Origin of the sequence: Ectothiorhodospira lacustris (genome assembly GCF_022227785.1) — a bacterium.
Lineage (GTDB): Bacteria > Pseudomonadota > Gammaproteobacteria > Ectothiorhodospirales > Ectothiorhodospiraceae > Ectothiorhodospira > Ectothiorhodospira lacustris.
In genome coordinates this window covers 1-19,984 of sequence record NZ_JAJNQM010000035.1, presented here as the reverse complement: position 1 = coordinate 19,984, position 19,984 = coordinate 1, and the positions used below count along the sequence as shown (strand labels likewise).

Sequence of the window (19,984 nt, the reverse complement as noted above, 5' to 3'; positions counted from 1 at the left end):
AGCTCTGCATGGGCCGCCCACCGGGCGGCCCTTTTTGTTCATCGCGTACCGGAGATGCGTTGCGCCATGGGGGAGATCACCATCTACCTGGCCCTGGGGGCCTTTACCGGGGTCATTGCCGGCCTGCTGGGCGTGGGCGGGGGGCTGATCATCGTCCCCGCCCTGGTCTGGCTGTTCACCCGGCAGCAGATGGATCCCGGCGTTGTCACCCACCTGGCCATCGGCACCTCCCTGGCCACCATCATCCCCACCGCCATCGCCTCCACCCGCGCCCACCACCGTCACGGAGCCGTGCGCTGGGATGTCCTCAGACGGCTGGTACCGGGCATCATCCTGGGGGCGCTCGGGGGCGCCACCCTGGCCGAATTCATGAGTGCGGGGCTGTTGCGCCAGGTCTTCGGTGTGTTCGAGATCCTGGTGGCCCTGTATCTACTGCTCAACCTGCCGCCCAAGGCGGGTCGTCCCCTGCCGGGTGCAGTGGTATTGAGTACGGGTGGTGGCGTGATCGGCGGGATTTCCGCCCTGCTCGGTATCGGTGGCGGCACCCTGACAGTGCCGTTCCTGGTGTGGTTCAACGTGCACCTGCGCCAGGCCATCGCCACGGCGGCGGCGGCGGGACTACCCATTGCCCTGGCGGGCACGGCCGGCTTCCTCGTCCATGGCTGGGGCAACCCGGCCCTGCCGGACTTCTCCAGCGGTTACGTGTACTGGCCGGCCTTTGCCGGTATCGCTTTAGCCAGCTATTTCACCGCCCGTTGGGGGGCGTGGCTGACCCATCGCCTGCCGGTGCCGCTGGTGCGGCGTTTCTTCGCGGTGCTGCTGATCCTGCTGGGCCTGCGCATGCTGCTGGGCTGAGCGGGCCTGCCGCCGAAAACAGCCCGCAGGAAGCACTACGCCTTGTCTGCCCGGGACTGAGATTCCAGCTGGCTTCGCACCTTGTCCATATCCAGTTCCGCCACCTTGCCCAACACCTCATCCAGCTGGGAGGCCGTCAGCATGCCCGGCTGGGAAAACACGATGACCTGTTCACGGAAAACCATCAGCGTAGGGATGGACCGAATCTGAAACAGGGCCGCCAGCGGCTGCTCCTGCTCCGTATTGATCTTGCCGAACACCACCCCTTCATGAGACGCCGAAGCCGTCTCGAAAATGGGGGCAAAGGCCCGACACGGAGCACACCAGGGCGCCCAGAAATCCAGGATCAGGATGTCATTGTTCTGCACGGCTGCATCCAGGTTATCCTGGGTGATCTCGATGACGGCCATGGCCGCTCCTTGTGTCTTCAGGGTTTGATGGTCAGCCCGAATGCAGGCCGACAAGGGCATCACGCAAGTGAAACAGGCGGGCCAGATGATCATCCATCTCCAGCATCGCCTGTTTTTGGGCCAAATTGACCGGCATGAGTTCCGTCAGGCGGGCGCCGACCCAGCCGCACCGGTCGAACTCACCCGTCATGTCGCGGTAGGGGGGCGGCAGTTCCTGCAACAGGCGCTGCAGCAGTTCGGACAGGGGCAGGAATTCAGCAGGCAGCAGCACGTCCGCCGGCATGGGACGTTCGGTGACCTCGCCCATCATCAGGCCATCCTTGCGCACCCAGGTACGCCCCACTTGAAAGCGGGCCTCCCCCTGGACCGTAATACCCAGCAGACCGTCGGGACGCTGATCCCAGTCGATGATCCGCCCCCAGGTGCCCACGGTATGGACCTCGGCCGGCCCCGCCACCTCACCCCCTTCGCGGATGAGGATCACCCCGAAGGGGGCGTCGGTGCGCAGGCAATGACACACCATGTCGATATAGCGGGTCTCGAAAATTCGCAGGGGCAACACCCCGCCGGGAAACAGGACGGTATTGAGGGGAAACAGCGGCAGTTCCATTCATTCCTCCCCGACAGGTTCCGCGCCCCAGCGACGGATAAGGTCATTGGGAACGTGCAGATGATCCAAGATCCGCGACACCACGAAATCCACCAACTGATCCACCCCTTCCGGCCGATGATAGAAGGCCGGATTGGCCGGCATGATCACCGCCCCCATGCGCGCCAGCCGCAGCATGTGCTCCAGATGGATCTCCGAAAACGGTGTCTCCCGCACCACCAGGATCAGGCGACGGCGCTCCTTGAGGGCTACATCCGCGGCCCGTTCGATGAGAGAACGGCTGGCACCGCCGGAGACGGCGGCCAGGGTGGCCGTGGTACACGGACAGATGACCATGGCATCGGGCGGTGAAGACCCGCTGGCCACCGGGGCGGTCCACTGCTCCCGGTCAAAGACCCGCAACCGGCCCGGGGCCGCATTGAACCGTTCGGAGAAGAAGTGCTCGATCTCCCGGGGGCGACCGGGCATGGAGAGGTCCGTTTCCATGCTGATGACCACCTGAGCGGGACGGGACACCATGAGATAGACACGCACGCCCGCCTGGATCAGACATTCCAGCAAACGCAGGCCATACTGGGCCCCGGAGGCCCCGGTGAAGGCCAGGGCCACGGTCCCGGGAGTTTCTGCCACGATGGACTCCTGTGTAGCGAATGGGTGCGGACACGGCATGTCGTCCGTCTCAAGCCGGTCATCATAGCGGATTTCAGCACGGTTGCCTGCCTTGACCAGGGTCAAGTGCAAGCCCCTGTCCCGACTGATAGTTTGCGCTCAAACTCACCATTTTCAAGGCCCCCATCATGGAAACCATCCAGGACTTCTTCACCGCCGACCACCGGGAATGCGACTATCGTCTGGCGGACCTGGAATCCGCCATCGCCGACGGCGACTGGGAGGCGGCCGAAACCTGCTTCCGGGAGTTCCATCACGACATGGAGCGCCATCTGCAACGGGAAGAAGCCCTGCTGTTCCCGGCCATCGAGACCGTCAGCGGCAGCACCATGGGTCCCACCGAGGTCATGCGACGGGAACATGATCAGATGCGTGCCCTCATCGACGAGATCCGTATCGCCAAGGATCAGCGGGACGACAACACCACCCTCGGGGTCATCGAAACCCTCATGACCATGATCCAGCTCCATAACGTCAAGGAAGAGCAGATCCTTTACCCCATGGCCGACCGCTTCCTGCAGACCCAACGCGACGATCTGATGGAGCAAGTCAAGGTCCTGGCGCCGTGAGCGGTCAGCGCCCCGTGCGTGTGCTGGATGTGCGTGACCTGCCGCCGCCGGAACCCATGGAGCAGGTACTGGACCTGCTCCCCCGGCTGGCGCCGGGGGAAATCCTGTGCATGCGGCACCGGCGCGAACCCTTTCCCCTCTATCCCATCCTGCGGGACATGGGCTTTGACTGGCGGGTCGTCACCCCGCCCCACGCCCCCTTCGAGATCCTGATCTGGCGTGCCGACGAGCCGCTCCCGGAGGATCCGGCATGAACAATCTGTCCCGCCTGTCCCTGGACCGCACGCCCCCCCTGTGGGTCCCCCTGCAGTTCATGGCGGTCGCCCCCCTGTTCGGCGTCCTGTTTGCCGTGGCCATGATCCTGCTCGGCCCGCAGGTGCTGGTGTCGCGCTGGATGCCCGGCATGATCGGCGCCGCCCATCTGCTGGTCCTGGGCTATGTGGCCATGGTCATGTTCGGCGCCATGCAGCAGATGCTGCCGGTGGTAGCCGGCGCCCCCGTCCCCCGGGGGCTCGTCACCGGCCGTCTGAGCTTCACCCTGCTGGCACTGGGCACGCCCCTGCTCGGTATCGGCCTGATCCTGCACCAACCTTTCTGGATCGCCGTCGGCGGCGCCCTGGTGCTGGGCAGTCTGGGGCTGTTCACCCTCACCGCCCTGATCGCTCTGGCCCGCAGTCAGGCGCGCGGACCCACCACCCAAGCCATGACCCTAGCGGTCATCGCCCTGCTGGTCACGGCGGTCATGGGCGGGTGGCTGGCCGGAGGCCATCTGGGTCTGGGCTGGCCCCTGCCCCGACACATGACCGACCTGCACCTGGCCTGGGGCCTGCTGGGATGGGTGGCACTGCTGGTGGCCGGCGCCGCCTATCAGGTGGTGCCCATGTTCCAGATGACGCCGGAGTACCCCGCCCTACCGGCCCGCCTGCATGCCCCGCTGGTATTTGCCGTCCTGACCGTGCTGACCCTGACGGCCCTGCTGCCGGTACCGGCGGCCGCAGCCAAGGTCATCAACATGACCGGCAGTGGCATGCTGGCAGCCCTGATGGCGGGTTTTGCCGGGGTCACCCTGTGGCTGCAGTCCAGGCGCCGCCGCCGCAACGCGGATGTCACGGTCCGGTTCTGGCGCATCGGCATGGTCTCGCTGCTGGCCGCGGTACTGGTCTGGACGGTGATCCAGCTACTCCCGGGCCGGGGCCTGTGGGGTGTCTGGGCACTGGTGCCGGCCTGGCTGTTCGTGGCCGGATTTGCCGTGTCGGTGATCAACGGCATGCTGTACAAGATCGTGCCCTTCCTGGTCTGGCTGCATCTGAACCAAACCCGCATGCGCTCCGGCAACTTCGAGATGCGGGTACCCAACATGCACGAGGTCATCCCCCTGGGGCTGACCCGACTCCAGCTCCACCTGCACCTGGCGGCCCTCGTCGCCGGCCTGACGGCCCTGGCCTGGCCCGTCCTGCTGATCCCGGCAATGCTGCTCTTTGCCGCCTCCAACGGCCTGCTGAGTTGGAACCTGTTCACCGGCATTCGCTGCTATCACCGCTGCCTGAACGCGCCCCGACCGGTAGCCGACTGAAGGGCAAGGCTTCAGGATCACGAAGGGCTGCCCGCCCGGCAACCAGCCAAGGTCTTCGGTTTTTGGTACCCTTGCACAGGCAACACCGTCTCTCCTCTTCTGTAACCTCTGAAGTGATCCCATGCCCTTACGCCCCCTGAAGGCCCTCACCGCCCTCCCCCTGCTGTGGCTCCTGTCGGCCTGCGGCGAAGCCCCACCGTCGCCCCAGGCGGTACCACTGATGATGCTGGTCAATCAGCCGGCCAGCCATGACGGCCGCCTGATCACCACCGAGGGCACCGTCCGGCGGGTGGAAGACCCCCTCCACTACTGGATCGAGGATGCCCAACTGCGCCGCGTGGCCATTCTGCCCGATGCGCTGATCGCTCCCTACCTAGGCCGTGAAGTCCGGGTCACGGGCCGTTTCAGCCATGCACCGGACCAGGGACGCCGTCTGCAGGCGGAGCACGTCATCCCCCTGGATGACTGAGCCCGTCACCGGGGGAACCATCCGTCCCCCCGGCATGCCTGCTGCACCGGTACCCATTCGCGGCCGAAGGCCGCTCCCGCATGACATGCCTCTGATCCGCTTGACAGATATCCTGCTCCCCCCATGGCTCCGCCGCAGCGGTATGGAAACCCGGCGGCTGCTCCTGCTCGCCCTGCCCATCTGCGGCGCCCAGCTCACCCAAGCCGGGATGGGGGTGGCCGATGTCATGATGACCGGCCGTCTGAGCGCAACCGATCTGGCCGCCGTCTCCGTCGGCGCCAGCCTCTGGATGCCCATGATGCTGTTCATGCTGGGTACCCTGATGGGGCTCACCCCTATCGTCAGCGAACGCCTGGGCGCAGGAGACCACCACCGGATCCGGGCCCGGGTCCATCAGGCGCTGTGGATCAGCCTGATCATGGGTACGCTGGTGGGCCTGATACTCCGGCAACTGTCCGCCCCCATCTTCCAGTGGATGGACGTGCCGCCGGAGGTTGCCGCCCTTTCCAGCGACTACCTCGCGGGCGTTGCCCTGGGCATGCCGGGGATTGCCCTGTTCCTGGCTCTGAGGGCCTTTTCCGACGGCATGAGCCACACCCGCCCCGCTCTGTGGATCGGTCTCCTCGGCCTGGGGATCAACATCCCCGCCAACTACCTGTTGATCCACGGCGGCAGCGGCGTGGCGGCACTACTCGGTCCACTGACGCCCGCCGGCCTGGCTGATCTGCCCGCCCTGGGGGCCCTGGGCTGTGGTATCGCCACGGCCTTGTCCTTCTGGACCATGGGCCTGGCGATGCTGATCTACACCCGGCGCAGCCCGATCTACACCCCGGTAGCCCTGTGGTCACGGCTGACGCCGCCTCGCCCGGCCCTGATCGGTGAGTTGCTGTTCGTGGGTCTGCCCATCGGCGTCGCCATCTTCGTGGAGGTCACCCTGTTCACCGTCATCGCCTTGCTGGTGGCCAGTCTGGGGGAGATCACCGTGGCCGCCCACCAGGTGGCGTTGAACATCACCTCCTTCATCTTCGTCCTCCCCCTGGCCCTGGGCATGGCCCTGACCGTCCGGGTCAGCCACACGCTGGGGGCCGGTCGGAAACGGCAGGCGCGATTCGTGGCCTGGAACGGCGTGGTGATCTCCCTCTTGACCGCCCTCATCAACGGTGTCTTTTTGCTGTTGCTGGGAGAAACGGTCATCGGGTTTTATACCCATGATGTCCAGGTACGGGCACTGGCCCTGTCACTGATCTTCCTGGCGGTGCTCTTCCAACTCTCCGATGCCCTGCAACTGAACATGGCCGGCGCCCTGAGGGGGTACAAGGACACCCGAGTCCTGATGCTGATCACCCTGCTGTCCTACTGGGCCGTGGGCCTGGCCGCCGGACACGGGCTGGCCACCCGGGGTCTGGGCGAAATCTCCCCCCTGGGCGTGCATGGCTACTGGATCGGGCTCATCATGGGTCTCACCGTCGCCGCCCTGCTGTTGGGACTGCGCCTGCGCGCCGTCAGCCGTGCCGATCACCCTCTATCCACAGAACCTGTGGATAACTCTGTGGAAAGCATGTCCGAAACCGCCCCTGCGGCAGGCCCCATCACAGGCCATGACAATTTGAACAAAAAATAACCAATTCAATAAAAAATGTTTAATTTCAAAAACTTAAAAAATAATCATCAGGCACGACCTGCGACTTGACAAATATGTACAGGATCGATAACGCCCTTGGCGAGATGTGCATAACCCACCTGCCTCAACCCTCGGCACAGAGTCTTCGGCCCAATGGCGTATACTGTGCCCATGCCTGCCGATACCACCATACCTCCCGGTCAACGCATCTGGGTCGACGCCGATGCCTGCCCCGCCGTGATCAAGGACATCCTGTTCCGCGCCGCCCAGCGCACCCGCACCCCGGTCACCCTGGTGGCCAACCAGCACATACGGGTGCCCCGGTCCCCGTTCATACGCGCCATCCAGGTAAGTCATGGCTACGACGTGGCGGACCAGGAAATCGTCCGCCAGGCCCAGGCCGGCGACCTGGTCATTACCGCTGACATCCCCCTGGCGGCGGAGGTGATCGACAAAGGCGTGCATGTGCTCAACCCACGGGGTGAACGCTACACCCCGGAGAGCATCAAGGAGCGCCTGCAGATGCGGGACTTCATGGAAACCCTGCGGGCCAGCGGCATCGATACGGGCGGACCCGATGCTCTGAATCAGCGTGACCGCCAGGCCTTCGCCAATCAACTGGATCGCTGGCTCAACGGCCGGTAAGCCCTGCCTCAGCGGGAGAACAGGGCCTTCAGGCGGGCCAGATCCGCCGTTGACCAGCCCTCCGGCTCCGTGAGCGCATGCCAGGCATCGATATAATGCTCGACCGCAAAGGTGTGGCCATACCCGGGAGGAGTGGACCCCACCGCCATGTCCGCCGCCAGTTGCAGCATGGTGACGATCGGGTACCAGCGCAGATCCGGCGACACATCCGGCCCCCGGGGCGGCAGCATCCACTCCGGTTCACGGAAGAAGGCATGGGTGTCGAAGAAGGTGACCGGATCGCTGGCGTGCTGTAGGTAAGCGATGCGGAATGTCCCCCAGGGACCCGTCTCGTCGTTCAGCCCCCGGGTCTGATTCATGAAACGCACCACCGCGCCGTCCCGAAACCGGGGTAGCCAGGCCGGAGAATCCGGGTCCCGCTCCTGGGTGGCCTTGCGCCAGGTCTCGCTGCGAAACGGGGGGCCGCTCCAGAGGGCGCCATGGAAGGGGTCCTGAATGATGTCGTAGACATCGAAGGAGCGGTCGGAATTGAGCGCCCCCAGGCTCAGGCCATGGAGATACAGGGCGGGCCGGGCGTCCCGGGGCAGCCCGGTCCAGTAGCCGTACACCTTCTCGAACAGGGCCCGGGCCATCTCGGCCCCGTACTCCCCCTCCACGATCAGGGACAGGGCGCTGGGCAGGTAGGAATACTGGGCCGTCACCGTGGCGATATCCCCCCGATGCAGATACTCCACCGTATCCTGGGCCGCCGGATCCACCCATCCCGTGCCCGTCGGCGTCACCAACAGCAGCACGGAACGCTCGAATCCGCCGACCCGCTTGAGTTCCTCCAGGGCCAGCCGAGCCCGTTCCTGGGCCGTATCCGCCGCATTCAGTCCCACATAGACTCGCAGCGGCTCCTGGGCCGTGGTACCGGTAAAGTCCGCGATCTCAGCAGCTGAGGGGCCCGATGAGATGAAGTTACGCCCCTGACGACCCAACTCCGCCCAGGGGATCAGGGAGGCGCTGCTGCCGGTCTTGAGAGGCTCCTCTGGACGGGCCAGATCATCCTGGATCAGGGCATCCACCTGCTGATAGGAGTTGTCCGCCGCCCGCAGGGCCAGGGAGAAGATCACCCCGTCGATCAGCGACCAGAACAGCATACCCGCGATCAGCACCCCCACCACATGGGAGACATGGGTGGGCACGAAACGCTGCAGCCGGCTGGAGAGGAAGAAGAAGGTGTATTTGAACAGGCGTGCCATCACCAACAGCACCGTGAATATCAACAGGGTCATCAGACCGATCCCCACCATGGGCATGCCGCCGATGGGCTCCATGCCCATGAGGGTGCGCAGGGCGTTCTGCCACTCGGTGGCCTGCCATAGAAAGGTGACCACCACCACGGCGCAGACCAGGGCTGCCAGTGACTTCAGGATCAACTCGTTACGGCGTCGGGGTACCGGCAATTCCACGTAGATCCACAGCCAGCGAAAGAAAAAGCCCACGGCATAGCCTGCGGTCAGGGACAGGCCGGAGATCAGTCCCTGAATGCCGAAGGGCCGGGGGACCAGACTGGGGGTAAGGGAAAAGGCAAAGAAAAGGGTCCCCACCAGCAAACCGACCACGGAAAAACCGCGGGCCAGATCCAGGATGAAATCGCGGACTTTATTCATGGCAATGAATATCCTGTACACCCAACAAAAACGCTCCCGTTCCCCTGCCCCCGGAGTCCCCGATGAACCACGACGATCTTCGCCACTGGTCAAAACGCGCCGCCGACTGGACCCATGAATACCATACCAGCCTGCGCGACCGTCCGGTGCGGGCGCAGACACGGCCCGGCGACATTGCCGCCCACCTGCCCGAGGCCGCCCCGGAACAGCCCGAGCCCATGGCAACGATCTTTGAAGACTTCGCCCGGATCGTGCCCGATGGCATGACCCACTGGCAGCACCCCCGCTTCTTCGCCTACTTCCCCGGCAACGCCGCGCCGGCCTCCATGCTGGCGGAGCAGCTGGCCAACAGCATGGCCGCCCAGGCCATGCTTTGGCAAACCTCCCCCGCCGCCACGGAGATGGAAACCGTGATGATCGGCTGGCTGCGCGACGCCCTGGGACTGGCGCCCCACTTCACCGGCACCATCCACGACACCGCCACCATCGCCACCCTCTCGGCGGTGCTCACCATGCGGGAACGGGCCCTGTCCTGGACCGGCAACACCCAAGGGCTCACGGACCAGCCCCGCCTGCGCGTCTATGCCTCCACCCAGGTCCATTCATCCATCGACAAGGCGATCCGCATCGCCGGCATCGGCCAGGACAACCTGGTCAGGATCCCCACCGATGAGCACCATGCCATGGATACCGCGGCCCTGGACGCCGCCATCCGCGCCGATCTGGCCGCCGGTTACCGGCCAGCCGGGGTGATCCTCTGCGTGGGTGGCACCGGCATTGGTGCCTGCGATCGACTTCAGGACGCCATCCCGGTGGCCAGGAGCCACGGCCTGACCACCCACGTGGACGCCGCCTGGGCCGGATCGGCCATGATCTGCCCGGAGTTCCGTGGCCTCTGGGCAGGCATTGATGGTGCCGACAGCATCGTCTTCAATCCCCACAAATGGCTCGGCATACAGATGGACTGCTCCATCCAGCTTCTGGCCGACCCCGTCCCCCAGGTCCGCACCCTGGGTCTGCGTCCCGATTACCTGGAAACCCTGGGACAGTCGGAGATCACCAACTACAACGAGTGGACGGTCCCCCTGGGGCGTCGCTTCCGGGCCCTGAAGATCTGGTTCACCCTGCGCGCCTACGGCCTGGAAGGCCTGCGCCGACGCATCCGCAACCACGTCGCCTGGTCTCAGGAACTGGCCGCCGCCATGGCCGCACTGCCGGGTGTGGAGATCATCACCCCCCCTACCCTGTCCCTGTTCAGCTTTGCCCTCAAGGCCGGCGATGTCGCCACCGAGGTACTGCTCACCCGCATCAATGACGATGGCCGAGTCTACCTCACCCAGACCCGGCATCAAGACCGCTTCGTCATACGGGTACAGGTCGGGCAGTTCGACTGCACCCGAGAAGACGTCATGACGGTACACCAAGTAACCAGGGAACTGCTTTCCGGGTAAGTATCCGGCACCGCTCAGCCCGGCTCAATCCAGATATTCATCCAGTGCCTTGAACAGGGCATCCCTCAGGGCAGTGAGTTCATCCAGACGGCGGCAGGCGGCCTGAGCGTCGCCCCGCGCATGCAACTGGTAGAGCACCCCGGCCAGCTCATGGATCTGCCGATGCAGCCGGTCCACGGTATCGAACCCCGGGCATGGCTGAAGGCCGGACTGATCCATCCAGCGGCTGAAGATGGACTGATCATGAACCGGATGGGGCAACTCGCGACCGCCCGCCCTCAGGGCATCTGCCAGCTCCTGAATCCAGGCACGATGCTCCACCTGGGCATACAGCAATGGCAGATATTGACGGTTCAGGCGTCGCAGTCCGGCCCAGCGGGGGCTGGGTTGCCATTGCCGAACCCACCCCGGCAAGGACGCCGCCGGCATCGGCCTGGCAATACCGTAGCCCTGACCCAGCTCACAGCCGATCCGCAGCAGCATGTCACCATGGCAGAGGGTCTCCACCCCTTCCGCAATCACCACGCGACCAAACGCACCCGCCAGCCCCAGCACTCCGTCCAGGATGGCCAGGTCATCCGGGTCTTCCAGGATATCCCGCACAAAGCTCTGGTCCACCTTGACCACGCCCGCCGGCAGTCGCTTCAGGTAGGTCAGTGAGGAGTACCCGGTGCCGAAATCGTCCAGGGCGATACTCACCCCGATGGCCCGGCATTCTTCCAGCAGGCGAGAGACCTGGACCAGATCGCCCAAGGTGCTGGTCTCCAGTACCTCCAGCTCCAGATGATCCGGCGGCAGCTGGGGATACCTTGCCAGCAGTGCCTTGAGACGGGCCGTGAAGTCACTCTGACGTAGCTGTCTGGCACCAATGTTGACGCTCACCGGCATCCCAAGACCCTCCGCCTGCCAGTAAGCAGCCTGTCTCAGCGCGGCATCAATCACCCATTCGCCAACGGCAACACCCAGAGAATGCTCTTCGATCTCGGGCAGAAAATAGGCGGGGGACAGCAACCCCCGTTCCGGATGCTGCCAGCGAATCAGCGCCTCGGCACCAATGATCTCACCGGTGCGCAGGTTGACCTTGGGCTGGTAATGAAGCACGAACTCATTACCCTCCAGGGCACCCCGGATACGCTCGATGCTTTCGTGCCGTGTGCGCAGGCTGCGATCCAGATCCGCATCAAACCGGTGGAAGCGATTCTTGCCGGCCACTTTGGCCTGATACATGGCCTGGTCCGCCTGCCGCAGGAGCTGGTCGGCTTCGATGGGCTCTTCCTGAGGGTAGAAGGCCACTCCCAGGCTGGCTGACACCTGGAGCACATGACCTTCGATCCGGATGCCGCGGGAAGCGGCATCCAGCAGGCGCAACAGCAGAGGCGTACCGGCATCCGGGGCCGGCAGGTCGAGCAACACCGCCACGAACTCATCGCCCCCCAGACGTGAGAGGGTGTCACCATCGCGCAATGACTCCTTCATGCGGCCGGCCAGCGCCATCAGAAACTGATCCCCCACGGAGTGACCAAACCGGTCATTGACGGCCTTGAAACCGTCCAGGTCCAGATACACCACGGCAATGTGCAGACCGCGGCGCTGGGCCTGACTCATGGCCTGATGCAGACGATCAGCCAGCAGGACCCGATTAGGCAGGTTGGTCAACGCATCATAGTGGGCGATGCGCTCCAGTTGCATTTCATGTTCCTTGAGTGTGGTGATGTCGGTGGAGATGCCCAGCAGACCAACAACAGTCCGCGCTTCCGTCTCATCATGAATCGGGGTCTTGATCTCCAGATAAGTCCTGTTGCGACCCTGGCTGTCCTCCAGTTCCACTTCCTCGCTGGTCTGTTCGCCCTGCAACACCCGTCGGTCGATCTGCCGCAGACGGCGTACCGAAACAGAGGGAAAGAAATCGCTGTCCTCGGCGCCAATCAGCGCCTCCGTGGAACAGTTGAACAGCCTCAGGGTTGCCCGATTGGCATAGATATAGCGGTAATGAACGTCTTTCATGTAGATGTATGAAGAGACGTGATCCAGCGCCTCGCGAAAACGGCGGTTCTCGGCATGGGCGCGGCACAGCGCCAGTTCGGACTGCTTGCGCTCGGTAATATCAGTGATGACGCCATACCAGCTGATGGCCCCATCTTCGGCGCGATGGGGAAGCGCATCGCCGAATAGCCAGCGTATGGTCCCATCCCTGAACCGTGACCGATATTCCTGTTGCCACGGAGACAGGTCCTCGGCCGAGCGATTGATCGAGGCAACGAACTCCCGGCGATCCTCCGGATGCACGGCCTTGAGTGCCGACCGGGCGTTCTCCCTGATCGCTTCCGGCGCCAGCCCGTAAAGCTGACGAATACCCTCGCTCACATAGGGGAAAAAGGCACGACCACCGGGATATAGCCTGAACTCGAACACCAGGCCGGGAACACGGGCGGCAATGGTCTGGAACTGGTCCAGTAGACTTTCACGGGCGGCTTCCAGGGCCTTACGCCGGGAAATGTCCGTGCTGGTCCCGATCATGCGCACGGGGCGGCCGTCCGGAGCGCGACTGACCACGACGCCCCGTTCCATCAGCCATTTCCAGCGACCGTCCTTGCACTGCATCCGGTGCTCGTCACTGTACACGGCAGCCTCACCGCCCAGGCAACCGTGCAGGGCATCCAGGGCTCGCGACCTGTCATCCGGGTGCAGACGATCTTGCCACTCATCCACAGAGACGCCGATATCTTCCGCATTGAACCCGAGGATGTGTTTCCAGCGCCCCGAGTAAAACACCGAACCATCATCCAGGTTCCAGTCCCATAGCCCTGCGCCGGAGCCCTCAATGGCAAAACGCCAACGGAACTCGCTCTCCTCGAGCTGAGCCTCCCTTGCCTTGATCTCTTCGGTAAGCTGATCCGCCAGACGGATGGCACGAGTACGGGTCGTGGCCATGGACAGGATCAACGCCGACAGCAGACCGGAAAGGCTCAGGCCTGCGGCTAAGGTCGTCCAGGCCATGCCGTATGGGATACCGGCGTCCGGGGCCGGTTCATCGAACACCAGTAACCAGCGGCGGTCATTGAAACTGATGGTCCGCTTCTGGAGCAACGGGCCTGATGGGGCGAACGCCGCACCATGATTGCTGAACAGCAGGTGTCGAGAATCGGCTTCCAGGCCATCGTAGACTTGCAGGGCGATACCTCGCCCATTCAACCGCCCCCAGTCCTGAAGAATCCGGCCCATCCAGTCATTCATCAGAAACGGACTGAACGTCCAGCCCACGAGAGCGGCGCGACGCTGCGCCACCGTGTCGACCGAAGCCCCCTGCAGATAGACCGGCATGGCCATGAGGATCGTGTGCTGCGCATCGCCCGTGGCCTCCCGCAACATATCGATCTTGCCGGTCAGGGTGGACAGACCGCTGTCCCGGGCGTGGATCAGGGCGGCCTGTATCGCCTCGTCCGTCAGCAGATCCATGCCCAGGACCTGCAGACCCAAGGTATCGAAGGGCTCCAGATAGAGCACGGGGACATAGGCCTCCCTGGCCCCGCGGGGATGCACGGTGTAATGCGGAAATCCGGCCCGCAGCTCGGCCACATGGCCTTCCAGCAGTTCCGGACGGATCAGCGGCGCAAAACCGAAGTGCTGCGCATCGGAGATGATGTCGGACACCCGCAGCTTCCGGATGAAGGACCGCCACTCATCACGGGTGACATCATCGGAAGACTCGAACAACCCGGCACCGCCGCGCAGGACCAGGGTATGGGCATTGAGGCGTTCCTGGACCTTGATGGTCAACTGATCACTGGTGAAGGCAAAACCGGCGATGGCATCCCGCTCGGTGGCACGGCGCACCTGATCGGCGACCAGTACCGAAAGCAGGACGCCGATGACCAGCGTAATGATCGCAAGCCTTGGTTGAACAACCCAGCGTTTGAGCAACATGTCAGCGGCTCAGGTGTTGGGCAGCGTCAGCGTCTGCCGCGGAGTGCCCAGCATACCTGGATGGACGCGGTTGCGGGAGGCCGCTTGCGCCATACGCCACCGACCATGAATGGGATACGTGCGAACCGGTCATTGAATGGCCTGCATCATTGTTTTTAATGGGATCTCTGGCATAGATTGCCCCCTTGCCCACCACGTCTGATTTGCCGCGACGCAACATCTTTCGCGTCCGTGCCGGTCAGGGATCAATGCCAAAAGTGAACCCATCCATGCTGCACGCGCCGACCCTGTTTCACACCTTCATCAACAGCTGTGAACACTTCAACGGCCGCCTGGCCTTCATCTACCGGGTGGGCGAGGAGGAATTCCGGGTCACCTATGAAAAATTCTTCGAGGACGTGCTGCTGCTGGCGCGGGCCTTCAAGGCCGGCAAGATCCGGCGGGGCGACAAGGTCTTTCTGCTGTCCGACAACCGCTACGCCTGGATCGTCACCGACATGGCGCTGCAGGCCCTGGGCGCGGTGAGCGTGCCCCGCGGTTGCGATACCCCCGCTGGCGAGATCGAGTACATCATCAACCACTCCGGCGCCGAATTCGTGATCGTGGAAACGGATGCGGTCTACGAAGCCCACCAGGACCTGTTGCACAGCCTCAAGCCCCGGGGCGTGTTCGTGATGGTGGGGGCGGAAAAGCATACCTGGTTCCACAAGGTGGTGTCCTACACCGAGATCCTGGCTGACCGCACCATCGAACCCCGGGACATCGAGTGGTTCAAGGGGCTGGCGGAGCACATCCAGCCTGAAGAATTGCTGACCATCATCTATACCTCGGGCACCACCGGCACGCCCAAGGGGGTCATGCTCACCCACAGCAACATCATGCACAACATCCGCACCCTGCCGCCGCTCATCACGCTCAATGAGACGGATGTCTGGGTATCGATCCTGCCCTCCTGGCACATCTTCGAGCGGACCGCCGAATACATCGGCATCGCCCGCGGCAGTTGCCTGGTCTATTCCTCGATCCGGACCTTTGCCCAGGACCTGGAGACCTACCGGCCCACTCTGGTGGCCACCGTACCCCGTGTGTGGGAGGCCCTGCACACCCGGATCACCACCGAACTGAAGAAAAAGGATCCGAAAAAGGCCAGGATCTTCAGTCTGCTGGTCCGGGTATCCGCCGCCTACCGGCGCAATCAGCGCATCCTGAGGGACCAGTTGCCGGTATTTGCCAAGCCCCCCGTCCTGCGACAGGCCGGGGACAAGACTCGGGCGGCACTGACCAACGTCCTGCTGTTCCTGCCCAACCTGTTGGCACGCAAGAAATTCCGCTTGGTCCAGGAGAAGTTCGGGGGCCGCCTCAAGGCCGCCATCAGCGGCGGCGGCAGCCTGCCGCCCTATCTGGACGAATGGATCGACGCCATCGGCATCCGCATCATCAATGCCTACGGCATGACCGAGTGTTCACCGGGCATTGCCGGTCGCGGCCTGGAATGCAATGTGTTCGGCACCCTGGGTCCGGCGGTGGGCGAAACGGAACTGCGCATCGTGGACACCACCGATCAACCGCTCCCCCCCGGCACCGAAGGGGAAATCCAGGTGCGGGGCGCCCAGGTATTCAAGGGCTATTACGACAACGACATCGCCAATGCGCAGGCCTTCACCAACGACGGCTTCCTGCGCACCGGCGATCTGGGGCGCATGACCCTGACCGGAGAACTGGTCATCACCGGTCGTGCCAAGGACATCATCGTCCTGGCCAGCGGCGAGAACGTGGACCCGACCAACATTGAGGCCACCCTGTCCATGTTCCCCTTCGTCAAGGACGCCGTGCTGGTGGGGCAGGACAAGAAAGGACTGGGCGCCCTCATCGTGCCCGACATGGAGAAGCTGCGGGAGTTTGTCCAGGAAAAGTACAACCAAATCGTGGGAGAAGCCGACGAGGCCCTCAAGGACAAACATCTGCTGGATCGCCTCCGCGGTGAGATGAACAAGCTGCTCCACCCCCGCAAGGGCTTCAGGCCCCACGAGAAGCTGCACAGCATCTACTTCCTGGACAAGGAGTTCACTCCGGGAGAGGAAATCACCAGCACCTTCAAGAAAAAGCGTCATGTGATCGAAAGAAAGTACAGCGACATCATCAACCGCCAACTCAAGTGACGGCCTGCCGCACACCGGATCAACTCCCCCTACCATCCCCCCCCGCCCAAGCGGGGGAGATCTGTTCAGAGCCCCCCTGGCCGTCTGATCACGCCGCAGAATCGGCGTTTCCCCATTCCTGCCCTTTCGGTCGGTCCCATCCCGCCCCGGCGAATGACGACCCGCCTGGCACGCATCGTGCTAAAAAATTATACCTCCAGTGTTTGCAGGCCCAAGTGCCCTTGATACGCACGGAATCAGTGCAGCCCCGATAGCCGCTCCAGCCTGTTCCGGCATCGTTTCCCGTGTTCGGAACTTCGGAGCCGTGGCGACCCGATCCGACAGTGAGCCCGTAACATAATGAAAAACCATACAAAAAAAAGCGTTTATCAGCAACAACCCGCATCGGAAGACAGGCTGATGCACACGCTTGGCCATGCCGCACCAAGGATGATCATGGCCAAGCCGGAAAACCCGACGGATCAGGGGGTTCCGGACGATGCGGCCTACCGTGCTCTGTTTAGCGCAAGCCCGGCGGCCTTGTTGTTGCTGGAACCGGATGACATGCGGGTACTGGACGCCAGTCATGGGGCCTGCGCCCTGCTGGGGCGGCCGATTCAGGACGTAGTGGGCATAAAGCCGACACACTGGGCTCCCGGCCGGCCCCGGCAGTTGGTCCGCATGGTGGAGCAAGCCGTGACTGAAGGCCAGGCTGGTACGCAGGCGTTGGAGATCGGCTTGGTCGATGGCGCGCTGCTTGAAGTGAATTGCTCCATTCGCGCCGTGACGGTGCAAAAGCGGAAACTGCTGCTGGTAGCCCTGGGTGAAGCGTCTGAGCCTCGCGAGAAACGCACCGAGGCCACGGCGGCTGCGGAGGAAGCGCAGAAGACACACCCCGTGCTCACGGAAGCGGAGCGCCGGGAACGGGACCGGCAGAACATCATCGCCGCCCTGGAGGCCTGTCACGGGAAGGTGTTTGGCCGAAGCGGCGCGGCCAAGTTGCTGGGCATTCCGGCCACCACCCTGGCCTCCCGAATCAAGGCAATGGGAATTACCCAGGTGCGCCAGCGCAAAAGCACTCACAAGGGAAAGCGGTGCCTCAAGGCGACTGCATGAGCAGCCATACCACGACCGAGGGGTCTCAAGCGGTATCAGGATTGGATGTGAACGGGTCTCGCCCGCCCGGAAGCCGCTACTGGCACAGAGGAAAAAACCGGGCCTGAGTCAGCCGCGCCAGGTCCCGGGGAGACAGTTCGATCTGTAGGCCCCGGCGACCGGCGCTCACGAACATCGTGGGAAAACCCTGGGCTGAGTCGTCGATATAGGTTGTCAGGCGCCTTCTCTGGCCCAGGGGGCTGACACCGCCCAGGACATAACCAGTGGTACGCTCCACCAGGGCCTTGTCCGCCATGGCGGCCTTCTTGGCCCCGGCGGCCCGGGCGATGCCTTTCATGTTGAGCATGGAGGAGACGGGCACCACGGCCACGGCTAACCCTGCGCCGTCCAGGCTCACCACCAGGGTCTTGAAGACCCGGCCTTCCGGCAGGCCCAGCTTTTGCGCCGCCTCCCTGCCATAGGCGGCGCTGGATGGATCGTGGTCATATTCGTGCACCGTGTGCGCAACCCCTGCCCTTTTCACCTGCTGGACGCCGGGCGTCATCATTTTCCTCCCCACTCATGCCAGACTACACTCACCACCATGGATCGGAAGCATACAGTAGCCCAGCCAGAGCCGACCGTCCCAGGAGCAACGCGACCGACATGTCCCTGACCATCGATCCCGAAGCCGTCATCCAGGCCGTCCGCAGCCAGGTGAGCCGGGCCCTGGAGGCACAAACACCCGCCGCCACGCGCAAGAGTGACGGCTCCTGGGTGACCCAAGTAGACCTGGACATTCAGCACGGCCTGCAATCCTGGCTGGGACGGCACTACCCCGAGACCGGATTTCTGGGGGAGGAGATGTCCCCGGATCGCCAACAGGCTGCCCTGGCCGAGGATCGTCCGGTCTGGGTACTGGACCCGCTGGACGGCACCAGCAACTTCAGAATGGGCCTGCCGGCCTACGCCACCAGCCTGGCCCTGCTGGAACGCGGCCAACCGGTCTTTGGCCTAGTCCATGACCCCTGCCGCAACGAGACCTTTTCCGCCCGACGAGGCGCCGGCGCGCAACTCAACGGTGCCCCCATGAAGCTGGCCCCCGACGATGCCCCACCCCTGTGCGAGGCCCTGGCGGGCGTGGACTTCAAACGTCTGCCCAAGGCACTGGCCACCCGGCTGGCCAATGCCCCGCCCTACGCCTCCCAGCGCTCCATCGGCTCCATTGCCCTGGAGTGGTGCTGGGTGGCCACCGGACGCTTTGCCGTCTATGTGCACGGCCGGCAGGGCCTGTGGGACTACGCCGCCGGCCAGCTCATTCTGAGCGAGGCAGGCGGCCACTTTGCCACCCTGACGGGACCGGCATCCGACACCCTGGACCTGCGCCCCCGCTCCGCGGTATGTGCAGCAAGCCCCGACCTGATGCGGGAATGGCAAGCCTGGCTGAGGCTGATCAGCTCGCCTTGACGGCCATGGCCACACGCACCACCGCGGCGCCCACACCCTCCACCGCCTTGCGAACGCCCTCGTCCCTGAGCTCACCGGCGTCCGTGAACGCCTTGTCCGCCTGGCCCACCCCCATCTGCTCCGGCACCACCAGGAAACCCAGATTGGCCAGGTACTGGCGGGTATGCTGCAAGGAACGGATACCACCCAAACCACCGGGGGATGCGGCAGCGATGCCGGCAGGCTTGCCCCACACACAAGCGGTGCCCGGCCGGCCGGAGCCGTCCGGCAGCGGACGAGACACCCAGTCCAGGGCGTTCTTGAGCAGGGGGGTGAAGAAGCCGTTGTATTCGGGGGAAGCCAGCAGCAGGCCGTCATGATCGGCGAACAACTGCTGCAACTGGGCGGCATTGTCGGGCAACCCCTGGGTGTCTTCCAGGTCGCCGTCATAGAGGGGCAAGGGGTAGTCGCCCAGACTCACCACCCGGACCTCGGCCCCCGCCGCCTCGGCACCGCGCACCATCACGGCCAGTACCTTGCGGTTCAGGGAATCCCGGCGGGCACTGCCGGACAGGGCAAGCAGACATGGCTTGGGCATGGAAATCCTCCGTTATCGTGCATTCTGTTCGAGTGAATGGTTCAAAGACGATTTCTACACTATAGTGAGGTCAAGGCACGGAGCAAATCCAAAAAATCATGCTATTGACCAGTTGCGCGACAGGCCCCGCCGTTCAGGGCGGGGAAGGATAGCGCGCGGCGCGGGAATCCCCCTTGTGGAGATTCGCATGGCGCCGCTACACTGGCCATGTTCTTATGAACCTACGGTCGGGCGGACCGAAAGTCACGCCTGTCAG

Annotated in this window: 18 protein-coding genes; 11 read left to right on the top strand and 7 right to left on the bottom strand. The window is 64.0% G+C overall.

Annotation, left to right across the window (positions count from 1 at the left end; all coding sequences use genetic code 11):
* Positions 1-66 precede the first annotated feature (66 nt).
* Positions 67-855, top strand: a complete 789-nt coding sequence (locus LQ952_RS08445) for a sulfite exporter TauE/SafE family protein (protein ID WP_238622222.1) — start codon at positions 67-69, stop codon at positions 853-855.
* A gap of 35 nt (positions 856-890) precedes the next feature.
* Here the strand turns inward: LQ952_RS08445 and LQ952_RS08440 are convergent, their stop codons facing one another.
* From LQ952_RS08440 to LQ952_RS08430, 3 genes are read right to left on the bottom strand one after another with little or no spacing between them, the layout of a single operon-like run.
* Entirely contained in the window at positions 891-1,265 is a 375-nt protein-coding gene (locus LQ952_RS08440; protein WP_238622221.1) for a thioredoxin family protein, read from the bottom strand.
* Between the two features lie 31 nt (positions 1,266-1,296).
* Positions 1,297-1,875, bottom strand: a complete 579-nt coding sequence (locus LQ952_RS08435; protein ID WP_238622220.1) for an LON peptidase substrate-binding domain-containing protein — start codon at positions 1,873-1,875, stop codon at positions 1,297-1,299.
* Positions 1,876-2,505 carry a flavin prenyltransferase UbiX gene (locus tag LQ952_RS08430; RefSeq protein ID WP_238622219.1) on the bottom strand — a complete coding sequence of 210 codons (630 nt, stop codon included), beginning with the start codon at positions 2,503-2,505 and terminating at the stop codon, positions 1,876-1,878.
* Positions 2,506-2,672: 167 nt separating this feature from the next.
* On the opposite strand from LQ952_RS08430, the gene LQ952_RS08425 reads away from it, so the two are divergent.
* The 6 genes from LQ952_RS08425 (at position 2,673) to LQ952_RS08400 (ending at position 7,421) form a co-directional block, all read left to right on the top strand.
* On the top strand, positions 2,673-3,113 hold the full coding sequence (locus tag LQ952_RS08425; protein WP_238622218.1) for a hemerythrin domain-containing protein: 441 nt from the start codon (positions 2,673-2,675) through the stop codon (positions 3,111-3,113).
* Complete coding sequence (locus LQ952_RS08420) at positions 3,110-3,367, top strand: DUF2249 domain-containing protein (protein ID WP_238622217.1); 258 nt, start codon at positions 3,110-3,112, stop codon at positions 3,365-3,367. The genes LQ952_RS08425 and LQ952_RS08420 overlap by 4 nt, the downstream gene beginning before the upstream one ends.
* A complete protein-coding gene (locus LQ952_RS08415) occupies positions 3,364-4,686 on the top strand; it encodes a hypothetical protein (protein WP_238622216.1) in 1,323 nt (440 codons plus the stop codon). The genes LQ952_RS08420 and LQ952_RS08415 overlap by 4 nt, the downstream gene beginning before the upstream one ends.
* 121 nt (positions 4,687-4,807) lie before the next feature.
* Positions 4,808-5,155, top strand: a complete 348-nt coding sequence (locus LQ952_RS08410; RefSeq protein WP_238622215.1) for a hypothetical protein — start codon at positions 4,808-4,810, stop codon at positions 5,153-5,155.
* 100 nt (positions 5,156-5,255) lie between these two features.
* Positions 5,256-6,776, top strand: a complete 1,521-nt coding sequence (locus LQ952_RS08405) for an MATE family efflux transporter (RefSeq protein ID WP_238622214.1) — start codon at positions 5,256-5,258, stop codon at positions 6,774-6,776.
* A gap of 171 nt (positions 6,777-6,947) precedes the next feature.
* The gene (locus LQ952_RS08400) at positions 6,948-7,421 is read left to right on the top strand and encodes a YaiI/YqxD family protein (RefSeq protein WP_238622213.1); all 474 of its coding nucleotides are present in this window, start codon (positions 6,948-6,950) and stop codon (positions 7,419-7,421) included.
* Between the two features lie 8 nt (positions 7,422-7,429).
* On the opposite strand, the gene LQ952_RS08395 is transcribed toward LQ952_RS08400, so the two are convergent.
* Complete coding sequence (locus LQ952_RS08395; RefSeq protein WP_238622212.1) at positions 7,430-9,076, bottom strand: alpha/beta hydrolase; 1,647 nt, start codon at positions 9,074-9,076, stop codon at positions 7,430-7,432.
* Positions 9,077-9,138: 62 nt separating this feature from the next.
* Here LQ952_RS08395 and LQ952_RS08390 point away from each other — a divergent pair, with 62 nt between their 5' ends.
* Entirely contained in the window at positions 9,139-10,527 is a 1,389-nt protein-coding gene (locus LQ952_RS08390; protein WP_238622211.1) for a pyridoxal phosphate-dependent decarboxylase family protein, read from the top strand.
* A 24-nt stretch (positions 10,528-10,551) separates the two neighbouring features.
* On the opposite strand, the gene LQ952_RS08385 is transcribed toward LQ952_RS08390, so the two are convergent.
* A complete protein-coding gene (locus tag LQ952_RS08385; RefSeq protein WP_238622210.1) occupies positions 10,552-14,451 on the bottom strand; it encodes an EAL domain-containing protein in 3,900 nt (1,299 codons plus the stop codon).
* Positions 14,452-14,720: 269 nt separating this feature from the next.
* On the opposite strand from LQ952_RS08385, the gene LQ952_RS08380 reads away from it, so the two are divergent.
* Positions 14,721-16,610 carry an AMP-dependent synthetase/ligase gene (locus tag LQ952_RS08380; RefSeq protein WP_238622209.1) on the top strand — a complete coding sequence of 630 codons (1,890 nt, stop codon included), beginning with the start codon at positions 14,721-14,723 and terminating at the stop codon, positions 16,608-16,610.
* A 399-nt stretch (positions 16,611-17,009) separates the two neighbouring features.
* Positions 17,010-17,705 carry a helix-turn-helix domain-containing protein gene (locus tag LQ952_RS08375; protein WP_238622208.1) on the top strand — a complete coding sequence of 232 codons (696 nt, stop codon included), beginning with the start codon at positions 17,010-17,012 and terminating at the stop codon, positions 17,703-17,705.
* 76 nt (positions 17,706-17,781) lie between these two features.
* Here the strand turns inward: LQ952_RS08375 and ybaK are convergent, their stop codons facing one another.
* A complete protein-coding gene (ybaK, locus tag LQ952_RS08370; RefSeq protein WP_238622238.1) occupies positions 17,782-18,249 on the bottom strand; it encodes a Cys-tRNA(Pro) deacylase in 468 nt (155 codons plus the stop codon).
* Positions 18,250-18,350: 101 nt separating this feature from the next.
* On the opposite strand from ybaK, the gene LQ952_RS08365 reads away from it, so the two are divergent.
* Positions 18,351-19,151, top strand: a complete 801-nt coding sequence (locus LQ952_RS08365) for an inositol monophosphatase family protein (RefSeq protein ID WP_238622207.1) — start codon at positions 18,351-18,353, stop codon at positions 19,149-19,151.
* On the opposite strand, the gene LQ952_RS08360 is transcribed toward LQ952_RS08365, so the two are convergent.
* Entirely contained in the window at positions 19,138-19,728 is a 591-nt protein-coding gene (locus LQ952_RS08360; RefSeq protein ID WP_238622206.1) for an NADPH-dependent FMN reductase, read from the bottom strand. The two genes, LQ952_RS08365 and LQ952_RS08360, sit on opposite strands and share 14 nt — an antisense overlap.
* Between the last annotated feature and the right edge of the window lie 256 nt (positions 19,729-19,984).